This window comes from Brevundimonas terrae (assembly GCF_011761985.1).
Taxonomy (GTDB): Bacteria; Pseudomonadota; Alphaproteobacteria; order Caulobacterales; family Caulobacteraceae; genus Brevundimonas; species Brevundimonas terrae.
This window is the reverse complement of record NZ_JAASQT010000001.1, coordinates 664,951-687,976: the sequence shown is the minus strand read 5'-3', so window position 1 is coordinate 687,976 and position 23,026 is coordinate 664,951. Positions and strand designations below refer to the sequence as shown.

25 protein-coding genes are annotated in these 23,026 nt (G+C 61.7%); 14 read left to right on the top strand and 11 right to left on the bottom strand.

The features are described 5' to 3' along the window. The first annotated feature begins 10 nt into the window (after positions 1-10). Both FHS64_RS03325 and FHS64_RS03320 read left to right on the top strand, forming a co-directional pair. Complete coding sequence (locus FHS64_RS03325) at positions 11-898, top strand: ParB/RepB/Spo0J family partition protein (RefSeq protein WP_167175617.1); 888 nt, start codon at positions 11-13, stop codon at positions 896-898. Positions 899-965: 67 nt separating this feature from the next. Then, positions 966-1,157, top strand: a complete 192-nt coding sequence (locus FHS64_RS03320; RefSeq protein WP_167175615.1) for a hypothetical protein — start codon at positions 966-968, stop codon at positions 1,155-1,157. A 6-nt stretch (positions 1,158-1,163) separates the two neighbouring features. Here the strand turns inward: FHS64_RS03320 and holA are convergent, their stop codons facing one another. The 4 genes from holA to FHS64_RS03300 all read right to left on the bottom strand — a co-directional run bounded on the left by holA (position 1,164) and on the right by FHS64_RS03300 (position 5,844). After that, positions 1,164-2,216 carry a DNA polymerase III subunit delta gene (gene holA / locus FHS64_RS03315; protein ID WP_167175612.1) on the bottom strand — a complete coding sequence of 351 codons (1,053 nt, stop codon included), beginning with the start codon at positions 2,214-2,216 and terminating at the stop codon, positions 1,164-1,166. An 18-nt stretch (positions 2,217-2,234) separates the two neighbouring features. Beyond that, the gene (gene lptE, locus FHS64_RS03310; protein WP_167175609.1) at positions 2,235-2,729 is read right to left on the bottom strand and encodes an LPS assembly lipoprotein LptE; all 495 of its coding nucleotides are present in this window, start codon (positions 2,727-2,729) and stop codon (positions 2,235-2,237) included. Then, positions 2,729-5,308, bottom strand: coding sequence for a leucine--tRNA ligase (gene leuS, locus FHS64_RS03305; protein WP_167175606.1), 2,580 nt, complete (start codon positions 5,306-5,308; stop codon positions 2,729-2,731). Before leuS ends, lptE begins: the two co-directional genes overlap by 1 nt. Positions 5,309-5,394: 86 nt before the next feature. Then, positions 5,395-5,844 (bottom strand): DUF3576 domain-containing protein, encoded by a 450-nt coding sequence (locus FHS64_RS03300; RefSeq protein WP_167175603.1) that lies wholly within the window; start codon positions 5,842-5,844, stop codon positions 5,395-5,397. A 393-nt stretch (positions 5,845-6,237) separates the two neighbouring features. Here FHS64_RS03300 and FHS64_RS03295 point away from each other — a divergent pair, with 393 nt between their 5' ends. Beyond that, the gene (locus tag FHS64_RS03295) at positions 6,238-6,648 is read left to right on the top strand and encodes an NtrZ family periplasmic regulatory protein (protein WP_167175600.1); all 411 of its coding nucleotides are present in this window, start codon (positions 6,238-6,240) and stop codon (positions 6,646-6,648) included. Here the strand turns inward: FHS64_RS03295 and FHS64_RS03290 are convergent, their stop codons facing one another. After that, positions 6,649-7,290, bottom strand: a complete 642-nt coding sequence (locus FHS64_RS03290; RefSeq protein ID WP_243862686.1) for a thiamine phosphate synthase — start codon at positions 7,288-7,290, stop codon at positions 6,649-6,651. On the opposite strand from FHS64_RS03290, the gene FHS64_RS03285 reads away from it, so the two are divergent. Both FHS64_RS03285 and FHS64_RS03280 read left to right on the top strand, forming a co-directional pair. Then, positions 7,289-7,975: a YggS family pyridoxal phosphate-dependent enzyme gene (locus FHS64_RS03285; protein ID WP_167175594.1), complete on the top strand. Its 687-nt coding sequence runs from the start codon at positions 7,289-7,291 to the stop codon at positions 7,973-7,975. The genes FHS64_RS03290 and FHS64_RS03285 overlap by 2 nt on opposite strands. Positions 7,976-8,047: 72 nt before the next feature. After that, positions 8,048-8,734, top strand: a complete 687-nt coding sequence (locus tag FHS64_RS03280; RefSeq protein ID WP_167175591.1) for a response regulator transcription factor — start codon at positions 8,048-8,050, stop codon at positions 8,732-8,734. A gap of 73 nt (positions 8,735-8,807) precedes the next feature. Here FHS64_RS03280 and FHS64_RS03275 read toward each other — a convergent pair whose 3' ends face one another. Further along, positions 8,808-9,548 (bottom strand): DUF6065 family protein, encoded by a 741-nt coding sequence (locus FHS64_RS03275; RefSeq protein WP_167175588.1) that lies wholly within the window; start codon positions 9,546-9,548, stop codon positions 8,808-8,810. A 73-nt stretch (positions 9,549-9,621) separates the two neighbouring features. On the opposite strand from FHS64_RS03275, the gene FHS64_RS03270 reads away from it, so the two are divergent. The 4 genes from FHS64_RS03270 to FHS64_RS03255 all read left to right on the top strand — a co-directional run bounded on the left by FHS64_RS03270 (position 9,622) and on the right by FHS64_RS03255 (position 12,066). Continuing rightward, the gene (locus FHS64_RS03270) at positions 9,622-10,182 is read left to right on the top strand and encodes a prolyl-tRNA synthetase associated domain-containing protein (RefSeq protein WP_167175585.1); all 561 of its coding nucleotides are present in this window, start codon (positions 9,622-9,624) and stop codon (positions 10,180-10,182) included. A gap of 81 nt (positions 10,183-10,263) precedes the next feature. Beyond that, entirely contained in the window at positions 10,264-11,160 is an 897-nt protein-coding gene (locus FHS64_RS03265) for a thioredoxin family protein (RefSeq protein ID WP_167175583.1), read from the top strand. A gap of 11 nt (positions 11,161-11,171) precedes the next feature. Next, positions 11,172-11,831 (top strand): LON peptidase substrate-binding domain-containing protein, encoded by a 660-nt coding sequence (locus FHS64_RS03260; RefSeq protein WP_167175580.1) that lies wholly within the window; start codon positions 11,172-11,174, stop codon positions 11,829-11,831. A gap of 37 nt (positions 11,832-11,868) precedes the next feature. Then, the gene (locus FHS64_RS03255; protein ID WP_167175577.1) at positions 11,869-12,066 is read left to right on the top strand and encodes a Trm112 family protein; all 198 of its coding nucleotides are present in this window, start codon (positions 11,869-11,871) and stop codon (positions 12,064-12,066) included. Positions 12,067-12,343: 277 nt separating this feature from the next. Here the strand turns inward: FHS64_RS03255 and FHS64_RS03250 are convergent, their stop codons facing one another. Continuing rightward, positions 12,344-13,594 (bottom strand): UbiH/UbiF/VisC/COQ6 family ubiquinone biosynthesis hydroxylase, encoded by a 1,251-nt coding sequence (locus tag FHS64_RS03250; protein ID WP_167175574.1) that lies wholly within the window; start codon positions 13,592-13,594, stop codon positions 12,344-12,346. 153 nt (positions 13,595-13,747) lie between these two features. Here FHS64_RS03250 and FHS64_RS03245 point away from each other — a divergent pair, with 153 nt between their 5' ends. The 4 genes from FHS64_RS03245 to FHS64_RS03230 all read left to right on the top strand — a co-directional run bounded on the left by FHS64_RS03245 (position 13,748) and on the right by FHS64_RS03230 (position 18,395). Beyond that, positions 13,748-16,261: a DNA translocase FtsK gene (locus FHS64_RS03245; protein ID WP_167175571.1), complete on the top strand. Its 2,514-nt coding sequence runs from the start codon at positions 13,748-13,750 to the stop codon at positions 16,259-16,261. 46 nt (positions 16,262-16,307) lie between these two features. After that, the gene (locus FHS64_RS03240; protein ID WP_167175569.1) at positions 16,308-16,577 is read left to right on the top strand and encodes a hypothetical protein; all 270 of its coding nucleotides are present in this window, start codon (positions 16,308-16,310) and stop codon (positions 16,575-16,577) included. Between the two features lie 308 nt (positions 16,578-16,885). Next, positions 16,886-17,518 (top strand): LolA family protein, encoded by a 633-nt coding sequence (locus tag FHS64_RS03235; RefSeq protein ID WP_167175566.1) that lies wholly within the window; start codon positions 16,886-16,888, stop codon positions 17,516-17,518. Between the two features lie 79 nt (positions 17,519-17,597). Then, entirely contained in the window at positions 17,598-18,395 is a 798-nt protein-coding gene (locus tag FHS64_RS03230) for an exodeoxyribonuclease III (RefSeq protein ID WP_167175563.1), read from the top strand. Between the two features lie 76 nt (positions 18,396-18,471). Here FHS64_RS03230 and FHS64_RS03225 read toward each other — a convergent pair whose 3' ends face one another. From FHS64_RS03225 to FHS64_RS03215, 3 genes are all read right to left on the bottom strand, one after another. Continuing rightward, entirely contained in the window at positions 18,472-19,029 is a 558-nt protein-coding gene (locus tag FHS64_RS03225; RefSeq protein ID WP_167175560.1) for a CC0125/CC1285 family lipoprotein, read from the bottom strand. Positions 19,030-19,095: 66 nt separating this feature from the next. After that, positions 19,096-19,731: a LysE family translocator gene (locus FHS64_RS03220; protein ID WP_167175557.1), complete on the bottom strand. Its 636-nt coding sequence runs from the start codon at positions 19,729-19,731 to the stop codon at positions 19,096-19,098. Between the two features lie 89 nt (positions 19,732-19,820). Then, entirely contained in the window at positions 19,821-20,273 is a 453-nt protein-coding gene (locus FHS64_RS03215) for a hypothetical protein (protein WP_167175554.1), read from the bottom strand. A gap of 146 nt (positions 20,274-20,419) precedes the next feature. Between FHS64_RS03215 and FHS64_RS03210 the strand changes: the two genes are divergently transcribed. Continuing rightward, a complete protein-coding gene (locus tag FHS64_RS03210) occupies positions 20,420-21,745 on the top strand; it encodes a PQQ-dependent sugar dehydrogenase (protein ID WP_167175551.1) in 1,326 nt (441 codons plus the stop codon). A gap of 23 nt (positions 21,746-21,768) precedes the next feature. Here FHS64_RS03210 and FHS64_RS03205 read toward each other — a convergent pair whose 3' ends face one another. Beyond that, on the bottom strand, positions 21,769-22,998 hold the full coding sequence (locus FHS64_RS03205) for an argininosuccinate synthase (protein WP_167175548.1): 1,230 nt from the start codon (positions 22,996-22,998) through the stop codon (positions 21,769-21,771). Between the last annotated feature and the right edge of the window lie 28 nt (positions 22,999-23,026).

The following is a 23,026-nucleotide window of genomic DNA, read 5'->3' as shown; positions in this document are numbered from 1 at the left end:
AATACGCATCGTGTCTGAACGTCAACGCGGTCTGGGTCGGGGCCTTTCGGCCCTGCTGGGAGAAAATGCACAGGAAGCTGTGGCGCTGGATGCAGCGTTTGCGGCCCCTGCGGGCGTGAATCGCGTTCCGATCGAGAAGCTGAAGGCCAATCCGGATCAGCCGCGTAAGGTCTTCAAAAAGGAAGATCTGGACGAGCTGACGGCGTCGATCCGCGACAAGGGTGTGCTTTTGCCCATCCTTGTGCGTCCGCAACCGGGCGAGCCGGGTCACTACCAGATCATCGCCGGTGAGCGTCGCTGGCGTGCAGCGCAGGCCGCGCGGGTTATTTCGGTGCCGGTCGTTGTCCGTGAAATGGACGATGTCGAGGTGCTGGAAGTCGGCATTATCGAAAACGTCCAGCGGGCCGATCTGAACCCGATGGAAGAGGCCAATGCCTATGCCCAGCTGATGGAAAAGTTCGGCCGGACACAGGATGCTGTGGCGGGCGTTGTCGGCAAGAGCCGCTCGCACGTCGCCAATACGCTGCGTCTGCTGCAACTGCCGTCAGAGGTGCGCGAGCATGTGATCCATGGTCGCCTCAGCGCCGGTCACGCCCGCGCCCTGATTACCGCACCGAACCCGATGGAACTGGCCGACGAGGTTATTTCCAAGGGTCTGAACGTGCGTCAGACCGAAGTCTTGGCCCGTCGTGCCGTTGAAGGGCCGAAGCCGGTCAAGACCAAGCCTGCGATCAATACCGAGGGCGCTGCCGATATTGCTGCTCTGGAACAGGATTTGTCGGATGCACTGGGCCTGAAGGTCGCGCTGGCCGATAAGGGCGGTAAGGGCGAGATCACGGTCAAATACGGCACTCTGGAACAGCTGGACGACCTTTGCCGTCGCCTGATGCGTAACTAATTGACTGAAATCACAGTTTAAAATGTGCAACGGGCCTTTCGGGGCCCGTTATGCTATGGTGAAGCCTATGAGCACTCAAACCCCCAAATCCAGCCTCGCCGAGAATATGAAACGCGCTCTGGAGGCCAAGAAAACCGCAAACGGGCAGGGGCTTGGCCTGACCAAGGGTGTGGACGCCAAATCGCTTGAGAAACGTCTCCAGCGCGAAGCGGCGGCCATGAACAAGCCCGCCTATAAGCGCATGTCGCACCGCGGCTAAGGCCGATTACAGGCCCATACGGCGGGCACGCGCTGAGACTTCTAGCAGCAGGCGCTCGGCAATCAGATGTTCGGGCATACCGGTCGTCTTGGTGGCGATGTCGGCGGTATTGATGCTGTCCAGCACCTCGTCGAGATATTCCAGACGCCAGCTGCGCGCCTGACGCAGCATTTCGGCTTCCTGTTTCCAGAACACACCTGCGGCCTTGGCAGCTTCTTTTGCGCCGCTGCCCGAGACTTGCAGGACGTTGATCTTGCGTATTTTTGCGGCGTGCATCGAGATCATGCGCACCGCCATGACCGCGCTTTCGCCCTCGGCCAGTGCGCGGCGCAGGCCCGCTTGTGCGGGACCGGCTCGCCCGCCAAATGCCTGTAGCGCGGCATCGGACAAGGATGCATCCGGCTCTACGCCCAGATGCAGGTCCAGTTCGGCGGTATCGATGGTTTTACCGGAGCCGGGGCCGATATAGAGGATCAGGCGCTCGATTTCCTGACGCATCAGGCCCCGCTCGCGCGGCAGGCGGGCGACAAAACGGTCCAGCGCGTCGGAGGTCAGCCCGACCTTGTCGGCCCCCAGCGCATCGCGGGTCATACGCGCGACATCGCCCACCTCGTCCTCGTAACAGGCGATGGCGGCGGCACCGCTGGCCTTTTCGGCAGCTTTGCGCAGCGCGGACTCGCGTCCCAAGGCACCCGCTTCGATGACCAACAGGGCGTCGGGGTTATATTGCCCCTCGGCATGGGCGGTTACGGCAGCGGCCAGCGCCTTGTCCGTCCCGCTTTTGGGATCGCCCAGACGCACCCGCACAAGGCGTCGGTCGCCCAGCATGGACAGCGCCGTAAGGGCTTCTTCCAGCTTGATCGGGTCGGCGTCGATATCGGTTTCGGTCAGCGAGGTGACGTTGAACGGATCGTTCAGGTCGGGCGTGACGGTCTTACACAGTATGACCGCGCGCTCCTGTACGCCCGAGCGGTCCTTGCCGTGCAGCAGGGCCACCCGGATATGGGCGTCAGGTGTCTTGAGAAAACGATCAATCTCGGGCCGCTTGGCGAGGATCACGCGGGGTTCTCCTCGGGATCAGCGCGTGGAAAGGGCGCGCATCAGGTCCAGACGGATCAGGCGGGCCAGATCGGCGGCCGCACGGTCTTCGCCGTCCTGCTGGGCCGCAATGGCGGCATAGGGCTGGTCGGCGGAGGAATAGGTAGTGGTGGTGGTCCGCTCGCCGGTCAGAGGTTCACCGCCGGCAATCGGGGTCAGGGTCCACTTGGCCTTGACCGTCAGTTGATAACGGGTGGCCGTATCATCGATGCGGCGGCCCAGAGGCAGGCGTGACTGCTCTACGCTGGTTTCCAGCTTCCACTGGGCAGGCAGGGCAGCATTGCGCCCGAAGGCGTCTTCCAGCTGCTCTCTGAGGCGATAACCCAGACGGTCATCGGGCGTCGAAACCGCAATCTGCGACAGCTGGCTGCCGATCGCACCTTCCCCCGTCTGGCCATAGATGGGGGTGAACCCGCATGCCGACAGCAGTGTGGCCGAGGCAGCAAGTACAGACAGGGGAAGGATGCGTTTCATCAGTTGGCTACCAGGTTCACAATGCGATCCGGCACCACAATCACCTTGCGGACCGTCAGGTTGTTGGCCTCAAGGTAGGCCTTAACGGTCGCATTGGCGAGAGCTGCCGCTTCGACGTCGGCATTGTCGGCACCGCGCGGCATTTGCACTTCGCCACGACGCTTGCCGCCGATTTGAACCGGCATGATGACCTGATCGTCGGCAGCCAAGGCGGCATCGAACTGCGGCCATTCGGCATCCAGAACCATGCCGTCCAGACCCAGACGGGTCCAGCCTTCTTCGGCCAGGTGCGGCGTGAACGGCGCGACCAGACGGGCCAGAACCGACAGGGCGGTTTTCTTGGCTTCGCCACCGGCCTTGGCGTGGTCTTTCAGCACACCGAGGAAGGCATAGAGCTTGGCGATGGCGGAGTTGAAGCGGAAATGCTCCACGCCTTCGCTGACGGCCTTGATGGTCTTGTGGGTTTCGCGGATCAGGCTGGCATCGACATCGGCATTGGCAGGGGCCGATGCATCAAAGGCATCAAACTCGGCCCAGGCACGCTGGACAAAGCGCGAGGCGCCTTCGACGCCACCGGCCGACCATTGCACGTCACGTTCTGGCGGGCTGTCGGACAGCACGAACAGACGACCGGCATCGACGCCATGGGTGGCGATGATATCGGCAGGGGCGACGACGTTCTTCTTCGACTTGGACATCTTTTCGATGTCGCCGATGGTGATTTCGGCCCCGTTGGACAGACGGCGCGCGACGCGCTTGCCGTCTACATGCTCGATCTGCACATCCGAAGGCTCGACCCAGCGCGGTTTGCCGCTGTCTTCGTGGCCTTCATAATAGGTTTCGTGGACCACCATGCCTTGGGTGAACAGGCCCGCAAACGGCTCTTTCACGTCCATCAGGCCGACGTCCGACAGGGCGCGGGTGATGAAGCGGGCATAGAGCAGGTGCAGGACCGCGTGTTCAACGCCGCCGATATACTGGTCTACCGGCAGCCATTTGGCCGCTGCCGCCGGATTGATCGGGGTGGCAGCCTTCGGGTCGGTAAAGCGGGCGAAATACCAGCTGGAATCGACGAAGGTATCCAGCGTGTCCGTCTCGCGTCGCGCAGGCTTGGCGCAGGTCGGGCAGTTGACGTGCTTCCACGTCGCATGGCGGTCCAGCGGATTACCCGGCACATCGAAGGTCACATCGTGCGGCAGTTCGACCGGCAACTGGTCGCTCGGCACAGGCACCACGCCGCAGTCTTCACAGTGGATGACCGGAATCGGGCAACCCCAGTAGCGCTGGCGGCTGACGCCCCAGTCACGCAGGCGATAGATGGTGGCACCCTTGCCGGTACCGGCCGCTTCGATCTTGGCGATCGCGGCGGCCTTGGCCTCCTCGATCTCCATGCCGTTCATGAAGTCGGAATTGAACAGCACGCCGGGGCCGGTATAGGCCTCGGTATCGACGGTGAAGCTGTCGTCCGCCTCGGCGGGGCGCACCACAGCCTTGACCGGCAGATTGTATTTGCGGGCAAAGTCGAGGTCGCGCTGGTCGTGGGCAGGGCAGGCGAAGATGGCGCCCGTGCCGTATTCCGACAGGATGAAGTTGGCGATCCATACCGGCACTTCTTCGCCGGTAAACGGATGGATAGCCTTCAGGCCGGTGTCCCAGCCGATCTTCTCGGCCTGTTCGATCTCGGCCTGTGAAGCGCCGCCCTTGCGGCATTCGGCAACGAATTCGGCGACGCGCGGATCGGCATCGGCCAGTTGCTTCGAGATCGCATGGTCGGGTGCCAGACCGAGGAAGGACGCGCCATAGAAGGTGTCCGGACGGGTGGTGTAGATTTCCACGCCGTCTTCAAAACCGGCAGGGGCGGTGCCGGCAAAGGCCCACTTCATCTGCAGGCCCTTGGAGCGACCGATCCAGTTTTCCTGCATCAGACGCACCTTGTCGGGCCAGCGGCCTTCAAGGTCTTTCAGGCCGTCGATCAGGTCGTCGGCATAGTCGGTAATACGCAGGAACCACTGGGTCAGCTTGCGCTTCTCGACCAGTGCGCCCGAGCGCCAACCGCGACCGTCGATCACCTGTTCATTGGCCAGAACGGTATTGTCGACCGGATCCCAGTTGACGGTGCCTTCTTTGCGGTAAACCAGACCGCGCTTGTACAGTTCGAGGAACCAGCCTTGCTGCTGGCCGTAATATTCCGGATCGCAGGTGGCAATCTCGCGCGACCAGTCCAGCGACAGGCCCAGCAGTTTCAGCTGGCCACGCATGGTTTCGATGTTGGCATAGGTCCAGTCGCCCGGATGCACGCCACGTTCCATGGCGGCGTTTTCGGCGGGCATACCAAAGGCATCCCAACCCATCGGGTGCAGAACGTCAAAGCCTTGTGCGCGCTTCCAGCGGGCAATGACGTCGCCCATCACATAGTTGCGGGCATGTCCCATATGGATGTTGCCCGACGGGTACGGGAACATTTCGAGGACATAGTATTTCGGGCGACCGGTATCCTCGTTGGAGACGGAAAAAGCGTCAGCCTCGGCCCAGCGGGCCTGTTGGCGAGGTTCGGTGATCTTGGGCTCGTAGCGGGCCACGGCGTATCCTAAGGCGATGCCTCAGGCATAAAGCGTTGAGGCAGGCCTGAGGACGGAAAAAACGAATAGGGGAGGTCGCGCAACCCTTAGCGGGCTGCGTTGGAAAGATTGAGCTGGCGGGCCTTGGTCAGGATGGCGTTTTCCAGATCGGTTTCGGTCTGGGCGGCGACAGGGGCCGAAACCCAGTTGCCACCGGCATCTTGCACTTCCTTGGTGACGGCGACGTTCAGCGCATCGGCGCGCAGACGGCGATCAAGGATGAAGACCGTGGCCTTGAAACGCTCGTTCGGCGTTTGCGGGTTGGTGTACCAGTCATAATTGACCACACCGCCCCACGGGTCGGCGCTGGCCAGCGGCATGAAGGACAGGGTGTCCAGCGTCGCACGCCACAGATAGGCATTCACGCCGATGCCCAGACGATCTTCGACCGTAGCGACCTTTTCGGACTTCTTGCCGACGAACGGTAGGCTTGAGCAACCGCTTACGAGTAGGCCGGTAGCGACCAGAGCGAGAGCGGCGCCGCGAACAAAAGCCATTCCAAGATCTCCAAAAAGGTCTCGATGATAAATTAGGGCCAAGGCCACGCGGTCATCGACCCGAGCCAAAGCACTGGAAAGAAGCTCTATAACACGCTGAAAAGGGGGTGTGACAAGCGCGGGTGATCGCTGTGCGATTTATAAATGCGCCGGTGCCCTGCAAACCCCGTCATGGTTAAGGCTTTCTGGCTGTGCAGGATGGATTCCGTGACGGATGTGACACAGGTGGACGCGGACTTGCCCTGCAACCCTGTATTCGTGCCGACGTTTATCAAGAGTCCGTTGACCGCAGGTGGCGGCGGTGTCTAATCGAACCCATCTGTTCCCTGTGGACAGATAGTTCGGGTCGCCCAACCGTATTCATCGGAGCGGGCCTTTTTGGATGATGGTTTGATGCGCATCGGCGTAGCAGGTCTGGCAATCGCAGGCGCTCTGGCAATAGCCGGAATGTCGTCGGCGGCTCATGCCCAGTCGGCTTCGCGCGGGCAAGTCAATCTGGCCCAAGCCATGAACACCCCCGTTTCGACCGCAACCGAACGTGCCGCTACGGTTCAGCCGCAGCGCCGTGGCCTGCGTCTGCACGAAAACGGCCGTTGGGGTCTGAACCTCAATCTGAGCCAGCCTGTCGGCCGTGAAGCCGAATGGGGCGATGTCGAAGCCGGTGCCTATTACCGTCTCAGCCCGCGCCTGCGTGTAGGTGCGGCGGCGCAACTGGCCACGCCGGATCGTGATCCGGCTCGCGCTCCCGAAACGGACCGCCGCACGCAACCGCGTGTGCGTCTGGAAACCATCTTCAAATTCTAATCAGCGGCTGAAGGCCCGACTGATCGCCTCGACGCCTGCGATACCGCATGCGCGCGTGGTCAATAGCTGTGCCGCATTGGCCGGATGGATGCCGCCCAATCCGTAGGCAGGACAGGGCAGGGCGTCGATAATCTGCGTAAACGCTTCAATCCCCAGATCGGGCTTGGCGCGCGAGGCTCCGCCCGCCGTAAAGACGGGCGAGACGACAAAGGCATCCAGCCCCGTGGCGCTGCGTCCTTCCAGCGGTCCATGCAGGGCACAGGTCAACAGCCAGTGCGGATACTGCTTCGCCAAGTGTTCGGCCCGGGCCATATCAATTTCCGGCAAATGCAGACCGTCGGCCTTAATGGTGGTGGCCAGCGCCTCGTCCTTGCCGACCAGAAGCCTGATCCCGGCCCGATCACAGGCGGCGCGCAGTTTCAAACCCGTCGCTTCGGCATCGGGGTGCGAAAAGGCGCGATAGACTACGGCACTGCCTTGCGGAAGATTTTGCGCAATCTTCCACGGTTCGGGGGTACGATCAGGATCGGTAAAGAACAGCAGCGGCGGCAAAGAATGTCCGCGCGGGCTGACACCGCCCGAGCGACGCGCTAGTGCCAAGGCGGTCTGTGTAAGGATGTCTGCGTCACCGGAGAAAGACATGAGCGTCACTAATCCTGCTTTTTCGGCGTCGTCCATCCTTGAAAACTTTGCGCAGGTGCGCGGCCAGATCGAAACCGCCTGTGTTAAGGCCGGACGCGACCCGTCTTCGGTCATCCTGACGGCGGTCAGCAAGACCCAGAGCCTCGAGGCTCTTTCGGCGGCCCTGGCGACCGGCCAGCGCGTATTTGGCGAAAACCGCGTGCAGGAGGCCTATCAGCACTGGGCGCATCAGCGCGACGGGCTGGAATTGCGCCTGATCGGCCCGCTCCAGACCAATAAGGCGCTGGAAGCGGTCAAACTGTTCGATGTCATCGAAACCCTCGACCGCGAGAAACTGGCCAAGGCACTGGCGGAGGCCATCGCCAAGTCGGGCCAGAACATCCGCGTGCTGGTTCAGGTCAATACGGGGGCCGAACCGCAAAAGGCAGGCGTCTTGCCTGCCGATGCCGATGCCATGATCGCTCTAGCGCGCGATACATACGGGCTGATGGTCGAAGGCGTGATGTGTATCCCGCCCGCCGATGAAGATCCGGTCCCGCATTTCCGTGCGCTGAAAACCATTGCCGACCGCAATGGGGTTTCGGTTGTCTCTATGGGCATGAGCGGTGACTTCGAGGCGGCAATTGCCTGTGGTGCCACCCATGTTCGTGTCGGTTCGGCACTGTTTGGGCAGAGAAATAGGTAAAATCGGCTGTAATCGCCCCTATTACGGTTCGTGCCCCTTGGCTTAGACGGTTTGGGTCGCCATTGTCTGGTTATGCCGACGCCAAAGACGATCCTGATCATCGACGACGACGACGATCTGCGCGAAGCCCTCGCAGAGCAGCTCGCGATCCACGAAGAATTCCGCCCTGTTCAGGTCGCTAATGCGACGGACGGGATCAAGCAGGCACGGGAATCCCGCGCTGACCTGATCCTGTTGGACGTAGACTTGCCGGACATGGATGGCCGCGAGGCCTGCCGCCTGATCCGCAAGGCCGGTGTTTCGACGCCGGTGATTATGCTGACCGGACAGTCGTCGGATTCCGACGCCATTCTGGGGCTGGATTCCGGTGCCAATGACTATGTGACCAAGCCTTTCCGGTTTGCTGTCCTGCTGGCCCGTATCCGCGCCCATCTTCGCAGCCACGAACAGTCCGAGGACGCCGTCTTCCAGATCGGCCCTTACGAGTTCCGGCCGGCCTCCAAGATCATGGTGGACGCTTCGGGCAAGAAAGTGCGGTTGACCGAAAAAGAAACCAACATCCTCAAATACCTCTATCGCGCGGGCTCCAAGCCGGTATCGCGCGAAGAGCTGCTGACCGAGGTGTGGGGCTATAATGCGGGTGTGACCACGCACACGCTGGAAACCCATATCTATCGTCTGCGCCAGAAGATCGAGGCAGAGCCGGGTCAGGCCCGTCTGTTGCTGACCGATGCGGGTGGCTATCGCCTTCAGCCCTGATCGGCAGACACGTTATAAAAAAGCCCGCCTCCGATAAGGAAGCGGGCTTTTTTGATGCCTTAGCCGATAGGTTTTAGCCAATACGGGGCGTTTTCAGACGGCGCTTATTGGCGTGGGTTTCTGGTGCCGTGCCCAGTTCCTCGGGCACTTCGCCCTTGAAGTAATAACGCTGCCAAGCCTCTTTCACGGCTGCGGGGTCGTGATTGGCCAGACGGTTGTTAAAGTCTGTGCGCGCGCGGTTCCACGCGTCGAACTGGTCTCTCATCACCGGATTGGATTCCAGCGTGCGGATCACCGGCTGCATATCTTCCAGCTTGCGATGCTCGATCGGCAGGATGAAGCAGAACGGCTCGCCCTTGGCGAACTTCACGCGCCCCGGACGGGTGAACATCCAGTTCATCGTGAAGGGGAAGGGCAGCCAGTCCGTCTCGACCACACCGACCAGAGGCTGGATGCCGTCCTTGATGAGGTTGGGCGCGCCCTGTGCAATCAGACCCCAGCCCGGCGGGGTGCGGAAAAGATATTGCGGGTGCATGGTGATGATCCCGCGCGAGAAGTGCGAGGTCACGAAATGCGCCAGATCCGGCACCGGATGGTCAGGCGTGATGGTGATGTCGGTCTGGGACGGGCCACCATTCCATTCTGCTGTAAAGCCGAACGGGCACAGGATTTCCCATCCGGTGGTGTTGGCCATGTTCAAGGGCAGGCAGCGATAGGGGTGGCGCGCCGCAAAGGCATCCATCCAGTCGCGCGACTGGCGACCCGGCACCAGATCGCACGGCCGCGCGTGCATCGGATAGCATTCCAGTTCCAAGTCTCGGCTCCACAGGCTATCGGTTGGTTCTATCTTCTTCCCCTAACGGTGCTTCACCCTGCTCGACAAGGTCATGACTGACGTAACCGACGCTTTATCGCCCGACGCCCCGATCCAGACCGTGCCAGCATATGACCGGAACAGCCTTCTGGCCTATCTGGCGGCGCACGAAATTGAACAGACTACCCACGACCACCCCGCCGTCTTCCGCGTGGAGGAGGGGCTGGAGCTCAAGGCCGACATGCCGGGGGCTCACACCAAGAATCTGTTCCTCAAGGACAAGAAGGGCCGCCTGTGGCTGATCTCTGCCGCACAGGACACGGTGATCGACTTAAAGCGCGCCCATAAGGTGTTGGGCTCGGATCGGCTATCCTTCGGCAATGAGCAACTGATGTGGCAATATCTGGGGGTGCGACCGGGTTCTGTGACGGCGCTGGGCCTGATCAATGACCCCGACCAGAGCGTGACCTTTGTTCTGGACCGCGCCTTGTGGGAGGCGGAGATCGTCAACTTCCACCCGCTGGTCAACACCGCCACAACGGCGCTGGCACAGGCAGATTTCCGGCGTTTTCTGGAAACGCTGGATCGGCCGGAATTTGTAGTCGATTTCGAGGCGATGGAGCGTATCGTTTGATGCACGGGTCTTGAGTCTGGCCCGCATCAGAACCATCTGGTGGACTAATGTTTTTGTGTTTCGTGCTGGGAGCCGAAATTAATGAGCCTTTCCGATCCGTCCGCCAACCCGCCGTCCGATCTGATTGTTGATGGTACGGACGCCACCTTCATGCGCGATGTGGTCGAGGCCTCCAAGACCCAGCCTGTGATCGTTGACTTCTGGGCCACATGGTGCGGCCCGTGCCGTACGCTCGGCCCGCTGTTGGAAAAGAACGTCCGCGCGGCTGGTGGTGCGGTCAAGATGGTCAAGATCGACGTCGATGCGAACCCGGCCTATGCGGGCCAACTGCGGGTGCAATCGATCCCGACCGTCTATGCCTTTGTGAACGGCCAGCCGGTTGACGGCTTCCAGGGCGCGGTTCCCGAAAGCCAGATCAAGGCCTTCATCGACCGCCTGACCGGTGGCAAGGGTGACAATCCCGATGTCGAGCAATTGCTGGCTCTGGGCGAGGAATCCCTGACGCTGGCCGATCTGGGCGGGGCCGCACAGGCCTTTGCCCAAGCCCTGACACTGGACCCGAAGAACGAGAAAGCCATTGCCGGTATGGCCAAGGTCTATCTGGCCGACGGCGATATGGAACAGGCCGCCCAGACCATCGACATGGCACCCGCAGATTCCAAGGAGCCGTCGGTTCAGGCCGTACGCGCCCAGCTGAACCTCGCCTCCAAGGCTTCGGGGGCCAGTGCCGAACTTCAGGCCAAGCTGTCGGCCAATCCGATGGATCACCAGACCCGTTTCGAGCTGGCCCAAGACCTTGCGGCAGCGGGTAATTTTGAAGGCGCCGTCAACGAACTGCTGAACATCATCGAAGCCGACCGCGAATGGAACGATCAGGCCGCCCGTAAGGAGTTGCTGGTCGTGTTTGATGCGGCGGGCACTATGAGCGATGTTTCCAAGGACGGCCGACGCCGTCTGTCGTCGCTATTGTTCGGATAGGATAGCTGGGGATGGCTCAGGGTTATGTCAGATCGTCGGACCTGCCACAGGTCATTCCGGTCTTCCCCTTGCCCGGAGTCATCCTGCTCTCGCGAGGACAGTTGCCGCTCAATGTTTACGAGCCGCGCTATCTGAACATGGTCGATGATGCCATGGCCGGCGACCGGATTGTCGGCATGATCCAGAGCATCGGCCTCGCAGGCGAGCGACCGCCCCTGATGCGGGTGGGCTGTGCCGGACGCATTACCAGCTTTGCCGAGACGTCTGACGGGCGCTACCTGATTACCCTGACGGGTATATCGCGTTTTCGCATTGCGACCGAAATCCAGACCAAGGCCCCCTATCGTCAGGTGAGGGCCGACTTTGCCGAATACGAGCACGATCTGGACGGGCCGGACCCGTATGAAAACTTCGACCGCGACCATTTTCTGGATGTCTTGCGGCCCTATCTGGGCGGGCGAGGGCTGGATATTGACTGGGACACGGCACGCGCCGCTCCGGCAGAGGCCCTGATCAACAGCCTGTCCATGGGCTTGCCGTTCGAGCCAGCCGAGAAGCAGGCCCTGATCGAGGCTCGCCACCTGCACGAGCGCAACGCGGTGCTGACGGCCCTGTTACAGATTGACGGCGCAGGGCATAGCGACGAAGACCTGCCGCCGAGCGTGCAATAGTCTTGGCCAGAGGACACCATAAGGTTAGAACCCGCCTATGAGCGATGATTTCAACACCCCCGTCACCGTGGACCCGCGCCTGCTGGAAGTCCTGATCTGTCCGGTCACGCGGGGTCGCCTGACCTATGACCGCGAGCGCAACGAGCTGATCTCGGTGGGAGCCAAACTGGCCTTCCCGATCCGCGAAGGCGTGCCGATCATGCTGGTCGAAGATGCTAGAAGTTTAGAAGACTAAACTTCTAGCTTTTTTAGTTTCGCATAAAGGGCCGCCAGCAAAGCTGGCGGCCCTTTTGCGGTTGGCGCTACGCGCCGCGCTATCGCTCGCCCCGCGGGGGCTTGCTGCTTGAGCGCAAGACACAGGTGGGATGAAGCAAGGCGGGCCTGCTGACGCGCGGGCTTTCAGCCGCGCGATGCCAAGCGCGACCTTGAAAAGGGTTTGCTTTTAAAATCCGCTCAAGCAGTGAGCGACCGCGTCGCGAACGTAGCGGCGAGCCGCCGTGCGGCTCGGAGGCTCAAAGAGCCTCACCTCTAAGAAGCCGGGGGAGGTCGCCGGTGGCGCCGCCGGCTTCGTGCATGAAGGCGCGGCGCAGGGGGCCGATGCGGTTGACGACGGCCATACCGGCGTCGCGGGCAAGGCGCAGCGGGGGGATGTCGTTGGAGAACAGGCGCACGAAGCCGTCAAAACCAGCCGACAGCACCGCATTGTCGAACCGGCGCCAGCGGGCATAGCGTTCCAGCACCAGTTCCGAACCGATATCCTCGCCTAGACGCATGGCTTCGGTCAGCACCTCGGCCAAGGCGGCCGCATCCTTCAGGCCCATGTTCAGGCCCTGACCGGCGACGGGGTGCACGCCGTGGGCGGCATCGCCCATAATGGCCATGCGCGGCGCGATCAGATTATCGGCCAGTTGCAGGCTGAGCGGATAGACAAAGCGCGGGCCGACCACCTCGACACTGTCGAGGAACTCGCCAAAGCGACGGAACAGATGGGCATGAAACGCCTCGTCGGAGCAGACCTTTAGGGCCTCGGCGCGGCGGGTGCTTTCGGTCCAGACCAGCGAGACGCGTTGTTCGGTCAGCGGCAGGATGGCGAACGGACCATCGGGCAGGAAATATTCGTGGGCGACATTGCCGTGGTCACGACCCAGCTTGACGGTACAGACCACGCCCGACTGTTTGTAGGTCCATCCCAGTGTTTGGATACCGGCCTCGCGGCGTACGGTCGATCCGCGCCCTTCGGCCCCCACAACCAGCGGAGCCTCTAGGGTGCGACCGTCATTCAGGGTCACGCAGGCATGGCCCGGCTCCACATCGACCTTTTTGAGCGAGGCGGGGGTAATCATCTCTACGCCCGCCTTGGGCAGGGCCTCGGCCAGAGCCTGACGGATGCGGCGGTTTTCCAGCATATAGCCCAGCGGCTCGCCGCCGTTGCGGTCGCCGATCTCGTCGGCATCGAAACGGATAAAGGCCGGAGAGGGGGGGCGGCTGGAGGCGCTGGGGCGTTGGCCGTCGGTCACCAGAATATGGTCCATCCGGCAGGCATGCGGACGCAGGCTCTCGCCCATGCCCAGCGCGTCCAGCATCCGGAAGGTCGAATAGGCGATGGCGGTCGAGCGACCGTCAAAGGTCGCCGCCAACTGGTTCTCGAAAGGCTGGGGATCCACCACCACAACCTTGAGACCACCCTGTGCAGCGGCCAGGGCAAAGGCGGCACCGGCAAGACCGGCTCCCGCGATGATGATGTCGTAATCAGAACCGCTCATAGGGTCTGTGTCGCCTCATTGCGTCGTCACGTCCAGTCCTGTGATCGAGCCTGTGGTTGTAAAGGTCAAACTTGGTCACGTCGGGCGCTGGTAAATAGGACATTAACCCTGATCGGTCACAAGACAGTCTAGTCTTGCCGGAGGTCCGCCTTCATGTCCGCTGCCGCTTTTGTCCAGCAGTCCCTCAATACCGTCCGCATCGTGTGGGCGGCTCCCTTTGCCGTGCGTGTGCGCGGCATCATTCAGGCGGTTCTTGCCTGTCTGGTTCTTGTGGCGCTGGCCTCGTGGAATCCGGCGGATCCCAGCTGGAATACGGCCTCGATTCAGCCGGTCAAGAACTGGATGGGCGGTGGCGGTGCCGTGGTGGCCGACCTGTTGATGCAGTCGCTGGGCCTCGGGGCATGGCTGGCTGTGCTTCTGGTGGGGGCATTTGGTGTGGGTGTGGCGCTGGGGGATTCCGTGCCGCATCGCCTGCATCCGACGCGCTTGAAGATTTTCGCGGCGATTGTCGGTGTGCTTTTGGCCTCGGCAGGGTTTTCAGCTCTGGCACAACCGGCGCACTGGCCACTGGCCAGCGGACTTGGCGGTATCTGGGGTGACGGGATTACCGGCCTGTCCGCCAAGGGTTTGAGCGCTATCCATGTGCCCTATGCGCGTATTGTTCTGGGCGTCCTGTTTGGCCTGACGGGCCTGTGGTGCCTTGGCTATACGGTCGGTCTGCGCCTGATGGACTTCAAGGACACCGCCGGATGGGCCGCCGAAAAAGGCGCCCATGTCCGCGTTCCTGCCAAGGCGGCCAAACCGGCCCGCAAGGAAAAGGCACCCAAGGCTGCCGAGGTTCGTAAACCCCGTCACCGCCTGCCAGAAATGGACGACGCGCCACAGGGGGATCACGCCCCCATGGTCAGCCATGCCGCCGCCGAGGCCGCAGCAGCAGCGGGCCTGTCGCCACAACGGGCCGTCGCGCCCCAGCCCCAGTCTCAGGCTCAGTCTCAGGACGACTATGACGGCGAAGACCAGATGCCACCGCCATGGGAAGAGGCAGCACCGGTTGCTCCGCCCTCGGCCAAGGCCGGTCGCACAGCCGAGCCCAAGGTATCGGCGGTCAAGGCGCCCAAACCCGCCATTGATGTCGATCAGCAAGCTTTCCGCTTCGAGAGCGAAAACGGTTTCGAACTGCCCTCGCTGGGTATCCTGACCAAGCCCGAGCAGCGCGGTGGCAATGTCGACGAGGCCTCGCTGAAATCAAACGCCAAGATGCTGGAGGAGGTCCTTCAGGAGTTCGGCGTGCGCGGTACGATCGACCAGATTCGTCCGGGTCCGGTGGTCACGCTCTATGAACTGGTGCCTGCACCGGGTGTGAAGCACGGCCGCGTCGTGGCTCTGGCCGACGATATTGCCCGCTCCATGTCGGCGCAGGCCTGCCGTATCTCGGTGGTTCAGGGCCGCAATGCCATTGGTATCGAACTGCCCAATGCCAAGCGCCAGACCGTGTTCCTGCGCGATCTGCTGGCGTCTGGCGAATACGACAAGAAGACCCATCTTCTGCCGTTGGCCCTAGGCGAAACCATTGGCGGCGAGCCGTATGTGGCCGACCTTGCCCGCATGCCCCACCTGCTGATCGCCGGTACCACGGGTTCGGGTAAGTCGGTGGGCGTCAACGCGATGATCCTGTCGATCCTGTATCGCTACAGTCCCGCCGACTGTCGCTTCATCATGATCGACCCCAAGATGCTGGAACTGTCAGTCTATGACGGCATCCCGCACTTGCTGGCGCCGGTCGTGACCGATCCGAAAAAGGCGGTCGTCGCGCTGAAATGGACTGTGCGCGAGATGGAGGACCGCTATCGCCGCATGTCCAAACTGGGTGTGCGTAACGTCGCGGGCTATAATGAACGCGCCCGTGAAGCGGCTGAAAAAGGCGAGCATTTCGAGCGCACCGTCCAGACCGGTTTCGACGAGCAAGGCCGTCCGGTCTATGAGAGCGAGAAAATCCGCCCCGAGAAAATGCCCTACCTAGTCGTCGTGATGGACGAGATGGCCGACCTGATGCTGGTTGCGGGCAAGGACGTTGAAGGTGCCGTCCAGCGTCTGGCGCAGATGGCCCGCGCCGCCGGTATCCACCTCATCATGGCCACCCAGCGCCCGTCGGTGGATGTCATCACCGGCACCATCAAGGCCAACTTCCCGACGCGTATTTCCTTCCAGGTCACGTCCAAGATCGACAGCCGCACCATTCTGGGCGAGCAGGGCGGCGAGCAACTGCTGGGTCAGGGCGACATGCTCTATATGGCCGGTGGTGGTCGCATCACCCGTCTGCACGGCCCGTTTGTCGGCGACAACGAAGTCGAGGAAGTCTGCAAGCATCTGCGCGCACAGGCCGAGCCGGACTATCTGGACTTGATTACCGATGAACCGGATGGCGACGGCGACAATGCCTTTGGTGACGAAGGAGGCGGTGGCTCGGGCGATGATCTGTATGATCGCGCCGTGGCCGTCGTGACCCGCGACCGCAAGGCCTCGACCTCCTATGTCCAGCGCCGCCTCCAGATCGGCTATAACCGCGCTGCCACCTTGATCGAGCGTATGGAACAGGAAGGCGTCGTCACGGCCGCCAACCATGCCGGTAAACGCGAGGTTCTGGCTGGCCCTCCGCCGATGGTCTGACGACTACAGGCTTTGCGAATAGAACGCTGTGTGGCAAAACGCTGACATGAAAACACTGAAGATCTTGGCTGTGCTCGGCACCTGCGTTCTGGTTTCGGCTTGCACCGACAGCAAGCGCGCAAGCATGGAAACGAAGTTCAAGGACCAGCCGGCAGAAATCACCTGCTGGAGCTTTGGCACCGAGATCTTCAACGGCAAATCTACAGGCCGTGTGAGCCGTGACGACGGCGGTGCGGTGTTTGTGGATGCCGCCAATGGGCGACTGACCGCCATTAATGGCGAGTGCCGTATCGTCTATATGCCCAAGGCGGATTGATCCGCCGTCAGGCTGTGAAGGCTCTGCCTTCCCGACCTGACGCGGCGCTTTTAGGAGAGGCCCGCGGTCGTCGGCCCTTCGGGACCTCCCGATCCGACGCGGGCTGTTTCTAGCGGAACAGCTCTCCGGTTCGAGAGTTTTGAAGTCTCGCCTTCAAGGCGCGAGCGACCAAGTCGCGCGCGTTAGGGCAAAAGAACCCTGAACAAACCTTCATTCTGTCGCCGAATTATGGTCTGGCTTGCGTCATGAGGACGCCAAGCCGACGGGGCAGGGTGGAGGCCTCGATAATCCCGAACGGGAGACTACGCATGATGATTTCTCGACGCGCCTTGGGCCTTGGGGCCGCTGCCGTTCTGGCCATGGGCGCTATGCCCGCCATGGCCCAGTCCAACCTGTCGGCGGACGACAGGGCCGTACTGCAACAGGCCCAGACCTATCTGACGGGCCTGACCTCGGCACAGGGGACGTTTGTAGAAACTGGCCCGAACAACCAGCGCCGCGAGGGCCGTTTCTGGTTGCAGCGCCCTGGCAAGATGCGTTTTGAATACACCACGCCTGCCGGTCTGCTGGTTGTGGCCGATGGCAATAACGTCAACCGCTATGACCCGCGTCTGGAAAGCTTCCGTCAGGTGCCGCTGGCCCAGACCCCTCTGTCCACCTTCCTGGCGCGCAATGTGCGTCTGGATCAGGGTGTGCAGATTGATCGCGTGACGCGCATGGACTCCGGTGCCTATGCCATCACCGCCCGCGATGCCCGCCGCCCGAACGAGGGCTCGGTCATCCTGTCCTTTGCCGGTGGTCGCCTTCAGGAATGGACCATCACCGATGCCCAAGGGGCCCGCACGCGGGTGCAACTGACGACCCTGCAACCGGTATCCGGTCTGTCGGCCAACCTGTTCACCCTGCGCGACCCGACCCGCCGTCCGTCGCGCGACCGCTAAGGGTTTTACAGCCATCCATTCAAAGCGCCCGTTGGAGACAGCGGGCGCTTTTTTTATGTCCCTCTGCTAAGTCAGGGCCATGACCCTTCGCATTGTTACCTGGAATATCAACTCGGTTCGTCTGCGCATCGATCAAGTCGCGCGCTTCGTTTCCGAATATGCCCCCGACGTCCTGTGCCTGCAGGAGATCAAATGTCTGGAGGACCAGTTCCCCCGTCAGGCCTTTATCGACATGGGCCTGCCCTATATGATTATCGGCGGGCAAAAAGGCTGGCACGGCGTGGCGATTGCCAGCCGCTATCCGATCAGCGAGGCCCCCATCCTTGATGTTTGCCGCGAGAAACACGCGCGCAACGTGGCGGTGATGGTCAAGGGTATCGAGATCCAGAACTTCTATATTCCGGCGGGCGGCGACATTCCCGACCGTGTGCTGAACCCGAAATTCGATCACAAGATGGATTTCTACGAGCGTCTGACCGCCGAGGCCAAACGCCGCGATCGTCAGGCCCCTCTGGTGCTGGCGGGTGACTTCAATATTGCACCGGGCGAGTACGACGTCTGGAGCCATCGCCAGATGCTGAAGGTCGTCAGCCATACACCCATCGAGATCGAGACCCTGTACCGTCTTCAGGATGCGGGCGGTTTCGCCGATGTTCTGCGCGACCAGCATCCCGAGCCGATGAAGCTGGCCAGTTGGTGGAGTTATCGCGCCAAGGATTTCCGCGTTTCCAACCGTGGTCTGCGTCTGGACCATTTGTGGACCTCGCCGGGCCTGACGCCGTCGGTGGTCAAGGGCAGCGCCCGCGTTCTCGATACGGTGCGCGAATGGCAACAGCCCAGCGACCACGCGCCGGTGGTCATGGAACTGGACGTCTAAAAAGGCGACGCCCCGGCTGCCTGTGGCAACCGGGGCGTTCAGTCCTCCAGCGCGTGGAGGCCTTCGGGGAGAAGTCTTATTTCGTCGTCGGGCGGGTTACGCGCGGCGACAGATTGGCTACGACCTCGCGGGCATTGAAAGCATTGGCATCGTTGGACGGTTTCTCGCCACGACCCATTTTGATTTCCGCCGAGGCTTCATAGCGATCGACCTGACGGTAATCGACTTCCTGACCCCATGACGGACCCCACGGACTCCAATAGCCACGGTGGTGATAGCGCCAGCGCGGACCCCAGAACCCACCATACGGCGAGTAGAACGGATCAGGCTGTGCGATCACGCGGCTGTCGCGGTCGGTGGCGCGATCAACGGTCTGGAACCAGTCATAGCCGTTCTCGACCGTCAGTTCTGCCGCACGCAACAGCAGCGACATTTCCACCTGCTCGCGCGAGGTGACCGAGTTACCGGCAAAGCTGACGCGGTAGCGGTCCTGTTCGAGGCGCTGCTCGGAATAACCGCCGCGTTGACCATTCAGGCCCGCAGGCTGGTAGGGCGTAGCCGTCGATGCACAGGCACCCAGTGCCAGCGCGCCCGCTATTGCCAGCAGGACCGGAGTTTTGCGAAGTGTCTTCATAGAACTCTCTCCTTGAACTCTCACTATGCCCGTTTCCATCTGAACGGAGGGTGAACGATCTGGTTCCTACAGCCGTGATGCCATGAGTATGGCGGCTGTCAGAAGCAGAACCCCTACACCGATGCCGAACATGCGCTGGAAACGCGCCGAGGACATGTGCCGCGCAAAGGCGGCTCCACCTAGGCCGTATGCGCTCATGGCGATGGTGTCCAGCCCAAGCGTGGCCACGGCAAACAATGCCAGTTGCGGCACGGGCGGGCGGTCAATGTCCAGAAACGGCGGCAGGACAGCGGTAAAGAACAAGATTGCCTTGGGATTGGCGATCTGGACCAGAAAGCCCGACAAATAGGCATTGCGGGCCTTGTCCAGCACGGGTGTATCGAGCGCCTTGTCCTTGGCCTTCAGCGCGTGGCGAATGGCCTGAACACCCAGCCAGACGACATAGATAATGCCGCCATAGGAGATGATGCGAAACACCTCGGGGAAGGCCTTGACCAGAGCGCCCAGACCCAGAGCTGCCGCACAGTACCAGACAAAGGTGGCGGTGTTCATGCCCGCGACCGCCAACAGGGCCGCGCCCTTGCCGCGCTGCATACCTGTCGCCACGGCAAACACATTGGCCGGACCGGGCGTAAAGGCCATCACCAACATGGTGCCCAGATAGGCCAGATAAAGCTGCGGATCGACAGGTAGAGCGTTCATATGGCGGCGTTAGAGCCGAACACCTGATACGGTCAAGCCTGTCTCTGTGATCCGAAACGGCGCGATACACATAGTGTTGAAAACGGGAGTTACTTCGGCGTGTTGGCGTATTCGAGCGTGGCGGCACGGATTTGTTCGGGCAGGGCGCGCAGCATGGGCACAACCTGTTCGCGCACGCCTTGATATTCCTGTTTTTGGGCGTCGGTTTCGGCACTCTCGATCGTCGTGACGAAATAGGTGTCCATCATGTTGGCAAAGGCATCGATGTCGCCTTTGTAGCGGGCGATGGCTTCATCAATACCGGCGCTCATAGCGTCTGGATGACCGGCATGGGTGGCGACAACCGTTTCCAGTTCGGCCTTCAGGGCGTCCATGCGCGTTTTGAAGCGGGCAGAGGCTGCTTCCATATCCAGTTCTTCGACATCCGGTGTGGCTGTCTGGGCAACAGAAGCAGAGGTCAGAACGGCTTGAGCCAGAGCGGATTGGCCCGGTGCAGAAAAGCCGAGAACGGCTGTGGCGGCGAGGATCAAACGCAGGGACATGGATAACTCCGGTGGTGTGGCACGCCATCGGCGCAGGGTCTGGCGATACTGAGCACAGATCAGGCCGGTTTAAACAGCGTTTATTGCGGGTGGTCCCAATCGGTATGTCGACATAAGCTCGGCCAGAAACTGACGGGGTTTGTCGAATGCCAGAGACGTTCGGACGGGTAAAACGCGGTCTGGTAAAGGGAGCCATCCTGTCGGCAGCGGCTCTGGTGCTGGCGGGGGCGGGCCCATCGCGCAACTATGCGGTGCAGGGCCAGTGCGACGGCTATCCGGCCACCTCTGTCGGCATGACTGACGGTGCCTGTATGGGCTTGGTCTGGCAGGCCAGAGCAGGGCAGGACGGGGGTCGTGATGGCCCTGCTATGCCGCGTGGCCTTCTGGCGCTGGAGGGCGGTGACTGGCTGGTCAGCGATCTGGGCGGCTGGGAGGCGGGCAAGGGCGCGCTGTGGCGGCTGTCCTTTGACCGACAGCAGGCCCCGCAATGGCGCAAGCTGGTATCGGGCCTGTCCATGCCGCACACCGTAAAGCGCGGACCGGACGGGCGGATCTATGTGTCCGAGATGAACCGTATCCTGACACTGGATGTTGGGGCCGCCGATCCGGCCAGCACACTTCGCACCGTGATCGGTAACCTGCCGGACAATCGTTTGCACGATAACCGTCACCCGCTATCCAGCTTTGTGTTCGATACCAATGGCGATCTGCTGGTCAATGTCGGGGCCCCCAGCGACCGCTGTCTGGACAGGCAGGGGCGCGGACGGGCGGACGCCCGAGGCCTTTGTGTCGAGGAAGCGGAAACAGGTCAGGTGCGACGCCATGCTTTTCTGGGCGATGGCCGATGGGCCGAGGACAGCACGGTCTTTGCCTCGGGCCTTCGCAACTCGATAGCTCTGGTGCGGCACAGTTCCGGCACCATCCTTCAGGCTGAAAACTCGGTGGACCTGAACGATCCGGCCCACCCGTTCGAAGAGGTCAATGTGCTGCGCCAAGGCGGTCATTATGGCTGGCCCTATTGCGTGGACATGCAGACCCCGCTGCCGGGCTGGAGCGCGGCGCAAAGCCGGTGCAGCCAGCGTGACAAGCCGGTGGCCCTGATGCCGCCGCACGCAGCCCCGCTGGACATGGTCTATTATGCGGGGGCGATGTTCCCCGAATGGCGCGGGCGTCTTTTAATGACGTGGCACGGCTATCGCCGTACCGGCGGACGCATCATGGCAGTCGAGGTGGACGAGGCGGGCGTGCCTTTGAGCGATACCAACGGCTATTACGCCATCTATCCGCGCGGGGCGCTGCGCTATCCGGCCAATACACCCAGCGTGCGCGGCAAGATCATCACCCCCCGCTGGGACAATGTCGCAGGCCAGCATCCACGCGGCACGCCGGTCACTATGGCGGTGGCGTCTGATGGTTCTATCTGGGTCACAGATGACAAAAGCCGGGCGATCCTGAGGATCGCCCGGCTCTAAAGGTCCGACAATGCGAAGAGCGATTAGCCCTCGCGGTTGTCGCGCTTGGCCAGTACGCGCAGGCGCAGGGCGTTCAGCTTGATGAAGCCTTCTGCGTCCTTGTGATCGTAAGCGACGGCACCTTCTTCGAAGGTGACCAGCTCTTGATCGTACAGGCTGTTCGGGCTTTCGCGGCCGATGATGGTCGTGTTGCCCTTATAGAGTTTGACGCGGACGGTGCCCGAGACCTTCTCTTGCGACTTGTCGATGGCGGCTTGCAGCATCTCGCGCTCCGGCGAGAACCAGAAGCCGTTATAAACCAGCGATGCATATTTCGGCATCAGCTCGTCCTTCAGGTGCATGGCACCACGGTCCAGCGTGATCGACTCGATGCCACGGTGCGCGGCCAGCATGATGGTGCCACCCGGGGTCTCGTAAACGCCGCGAGATTTCATGCCGACGAAGCGGTTTTCGACGAGGTCCAGACGACCGATGCCGTTGTCGTGGCCCAGCTGGTTCAGCTTGGTCAGGATTTCAGCCGGCGACATGGCGACGCCGTCGATGGCAACCGGATCACCCTTTTCATAGGAGATGGTGATGACGGTCGCGACGTCAGGAGCGTCTTCCGGCGCGATGGTGCGCTGGTGAACGAATTCGGGTGCTTCGACAGCTGGATCTTCCAGAACCTTGCCTTCCGACGAGGAGTGCAGAAGGTTGGCATCGACTGAGAACGGGCTTTCGCCGCGCTTGTCCTTAGCGATCGGAATCTGGTGCTTTTCGGCAAAGTCCAACAGGGCTTCGCGGGACTTGAAGTCCCACTCGCGCCACGGGGCGATGACGCGGATGTCGGGCGACAGACCGTAATAGCCCAGTTCGAAGCGAACCTGATCGTTACCCTTGCCGGTCGCGCCGTGGCAGACAGCATCGGCACCGACCATCTTGGCGATTTCGATCTGGCGTTTGGCGATCAGCGGACGCGCGATCGAGGTGCCGAGCAGGTACTGGCCTTCATAGACGGTATTGGCGCGGAACATCGGGAAGATGAAGTCGCGCACGAACTCTTCGCGCAGGTCGTCGATGAAGATGTTTTCCGGCTTGATGCCGAGCTTCAGCGCTTTTTCCTTGGCCGGAGCCAGCTCTTCGCCCTGACCAAGGTCAGCGGTGAAGGTGATGACTTCGGCACCATATTCGGTTTCGAGCCATTTCAGGATGATCGAGGTGTCCAGACCGCCCGAATAGGCGAGGACGACTTTTTTCGGAGCAGGGAGGCTCATCGTCGGCAAATCCTTGAAAACTGGAAAG

Bases quoted from the DNA above. Each gene is read 5' to 3' on its own strand.
- FHS64_RS03320 (WP_167175615.1), top strand. From the start codon at position 966: ATGAGCACTCAAACCCCCAAATCCAGCCTCGCCGAGAATATGAAACGC.
- lptE (WP_167175609.1), bottom strand. From the start codon at position 2,729: ATGAAACGCATCCTTCCCCTGTCTGTACTTGCTGCCTCGGCCACACTG.
- FHS64_RS03300 (WP_167175603.1), bottom strand. From the start codon at position 5,844: ATGGCTTTTGTTCGCGGCGCCGCTCTCGCTCTGGTCGCTACCGGCCTA.
- FHS64_RS03295 (WP_167175600.1), top strand. From the start codon at position 6,238: ATGCGCATCGGCGTAGCAGGTCTGGCAATCGCAGGCGCTCTGGCAATA.
- FHS64_RS03285 (WP_167175594.1), top strand. From the start codon at position 7,289: ATGAGCGTCACTAATCCTGCTTTTTCGGCGTCGTCCATCCTTGAAAAC.
- FHS64_RS03290 (WP_243862686.1), bottom strand. From the start codon at position 7,290: ATGTCTTTCTCCGGTGACGCAGACATCCTTACACAGACCGCCTTGGCA.
- FHS64_RS03280 (WP_167175591.1), top strand. From the start codon at position 8,048: ATGCCGACGCCAAAGACGATCCTGATCATCGACGACGACGACGATCTG.
- FHS64_RS03270 (WP_167175585.1), top strand. From the start codon at position 9,622: ATGACTGACGTAACCGACGCTTTATCGCCCGACGCCCCGATCCAGACC.
- FHS64_RS03265 (WP_167175583.1), top strand. From the start codon at position 10,264: ATGAGCCTTTCCGATCCGTCCGCCAACCCGCCGTCCGATCTGATTGTT.
- FHS64_RS03260 (WP_167175580.1), top strand. From the start codon at position 11,172: ATGGCTCAGGGTTATGTCAGATCGTCGGACCTGCCACAGGTCATTCCG.
- FHS64_RS03255 (WP_167175577.1), top strand. From the start codon at position 11,869: ATGAGCGATGATTTCAACACCCCCGTCACCGTGGACCCGCGCCTGCTG.
- FHS64_RS03250 (WP_167175574.1), bottom strand. From the start codon at position 13,594: ATGAGCGGTTCTGATTACGACATCATCATCGCGGGAGCCGGTCTTGCC.
- FHS64_RS03245 (WP_167175571.1), top strand. From the start codon at position 13,748: ATGTCCGCTGCCGCTTTTGTCCAGCAGTCCCTCAATACCGTCCGCATC.
- FHS64_RS03240 (WP_167175569.1), top strand. From the start codon at position 16,308: ATGAAAACACTGAAGATCTTGGCTGTGCTCGGCACCTGCGTTCTGGTT.
- FHS64_RS03235 (WP_167175566.1), top strand. From the start codon at position 16,886: ATGATGATTTCTCGACGCGCCTTGGGCCTTGGGGCCGCTGCCGTTCTG.
- FHS64_RS03230 (WP_167175563.1), top strand. From the start codon at position 17,598: ATGACCCTTCGCATTGTTACCTGGAATATCAACTCGGTTCGTCTGCGC.
- FHS64_RS03225 (WP_167175560.1), bottom strand. From the start codon at position 19,029: ATGAAGACACTTCGCAAAACTCCGGTCCTGCTGGCAATAGCGGGCGCG.
- FHS64_RS03220 (WP_167175557.1), bottom strand. From the start codon at position 19,731: ATGAACGCTCTACCTGTCGATCCGCAGCTTTATCTGGCCTATCTGGGC.
- FHS64_RS03215 (WP_167175554.1), bottom strand. From the start codon at position 20,273: ATGTCCCTGCGTTTGATCCTCGCCGCCACAGCCGTTCTCGGCTTTTCT.
- FHS64_RS03210 (WP_167175551.1), top strand. From the start codon at position 20,420: ATGCCAGAGACGTTCGGACGGGTAAAACGCGGTCTGGTAAAGGGAGCC.
- FHS64_RS03205 (WP_167175548.1), bottom strand. From the start codon at position 22,998: ATGAGCCTCCCTGCTCCGAAAAAAGTCGTCCTCGCCTATTCGGGCGGT.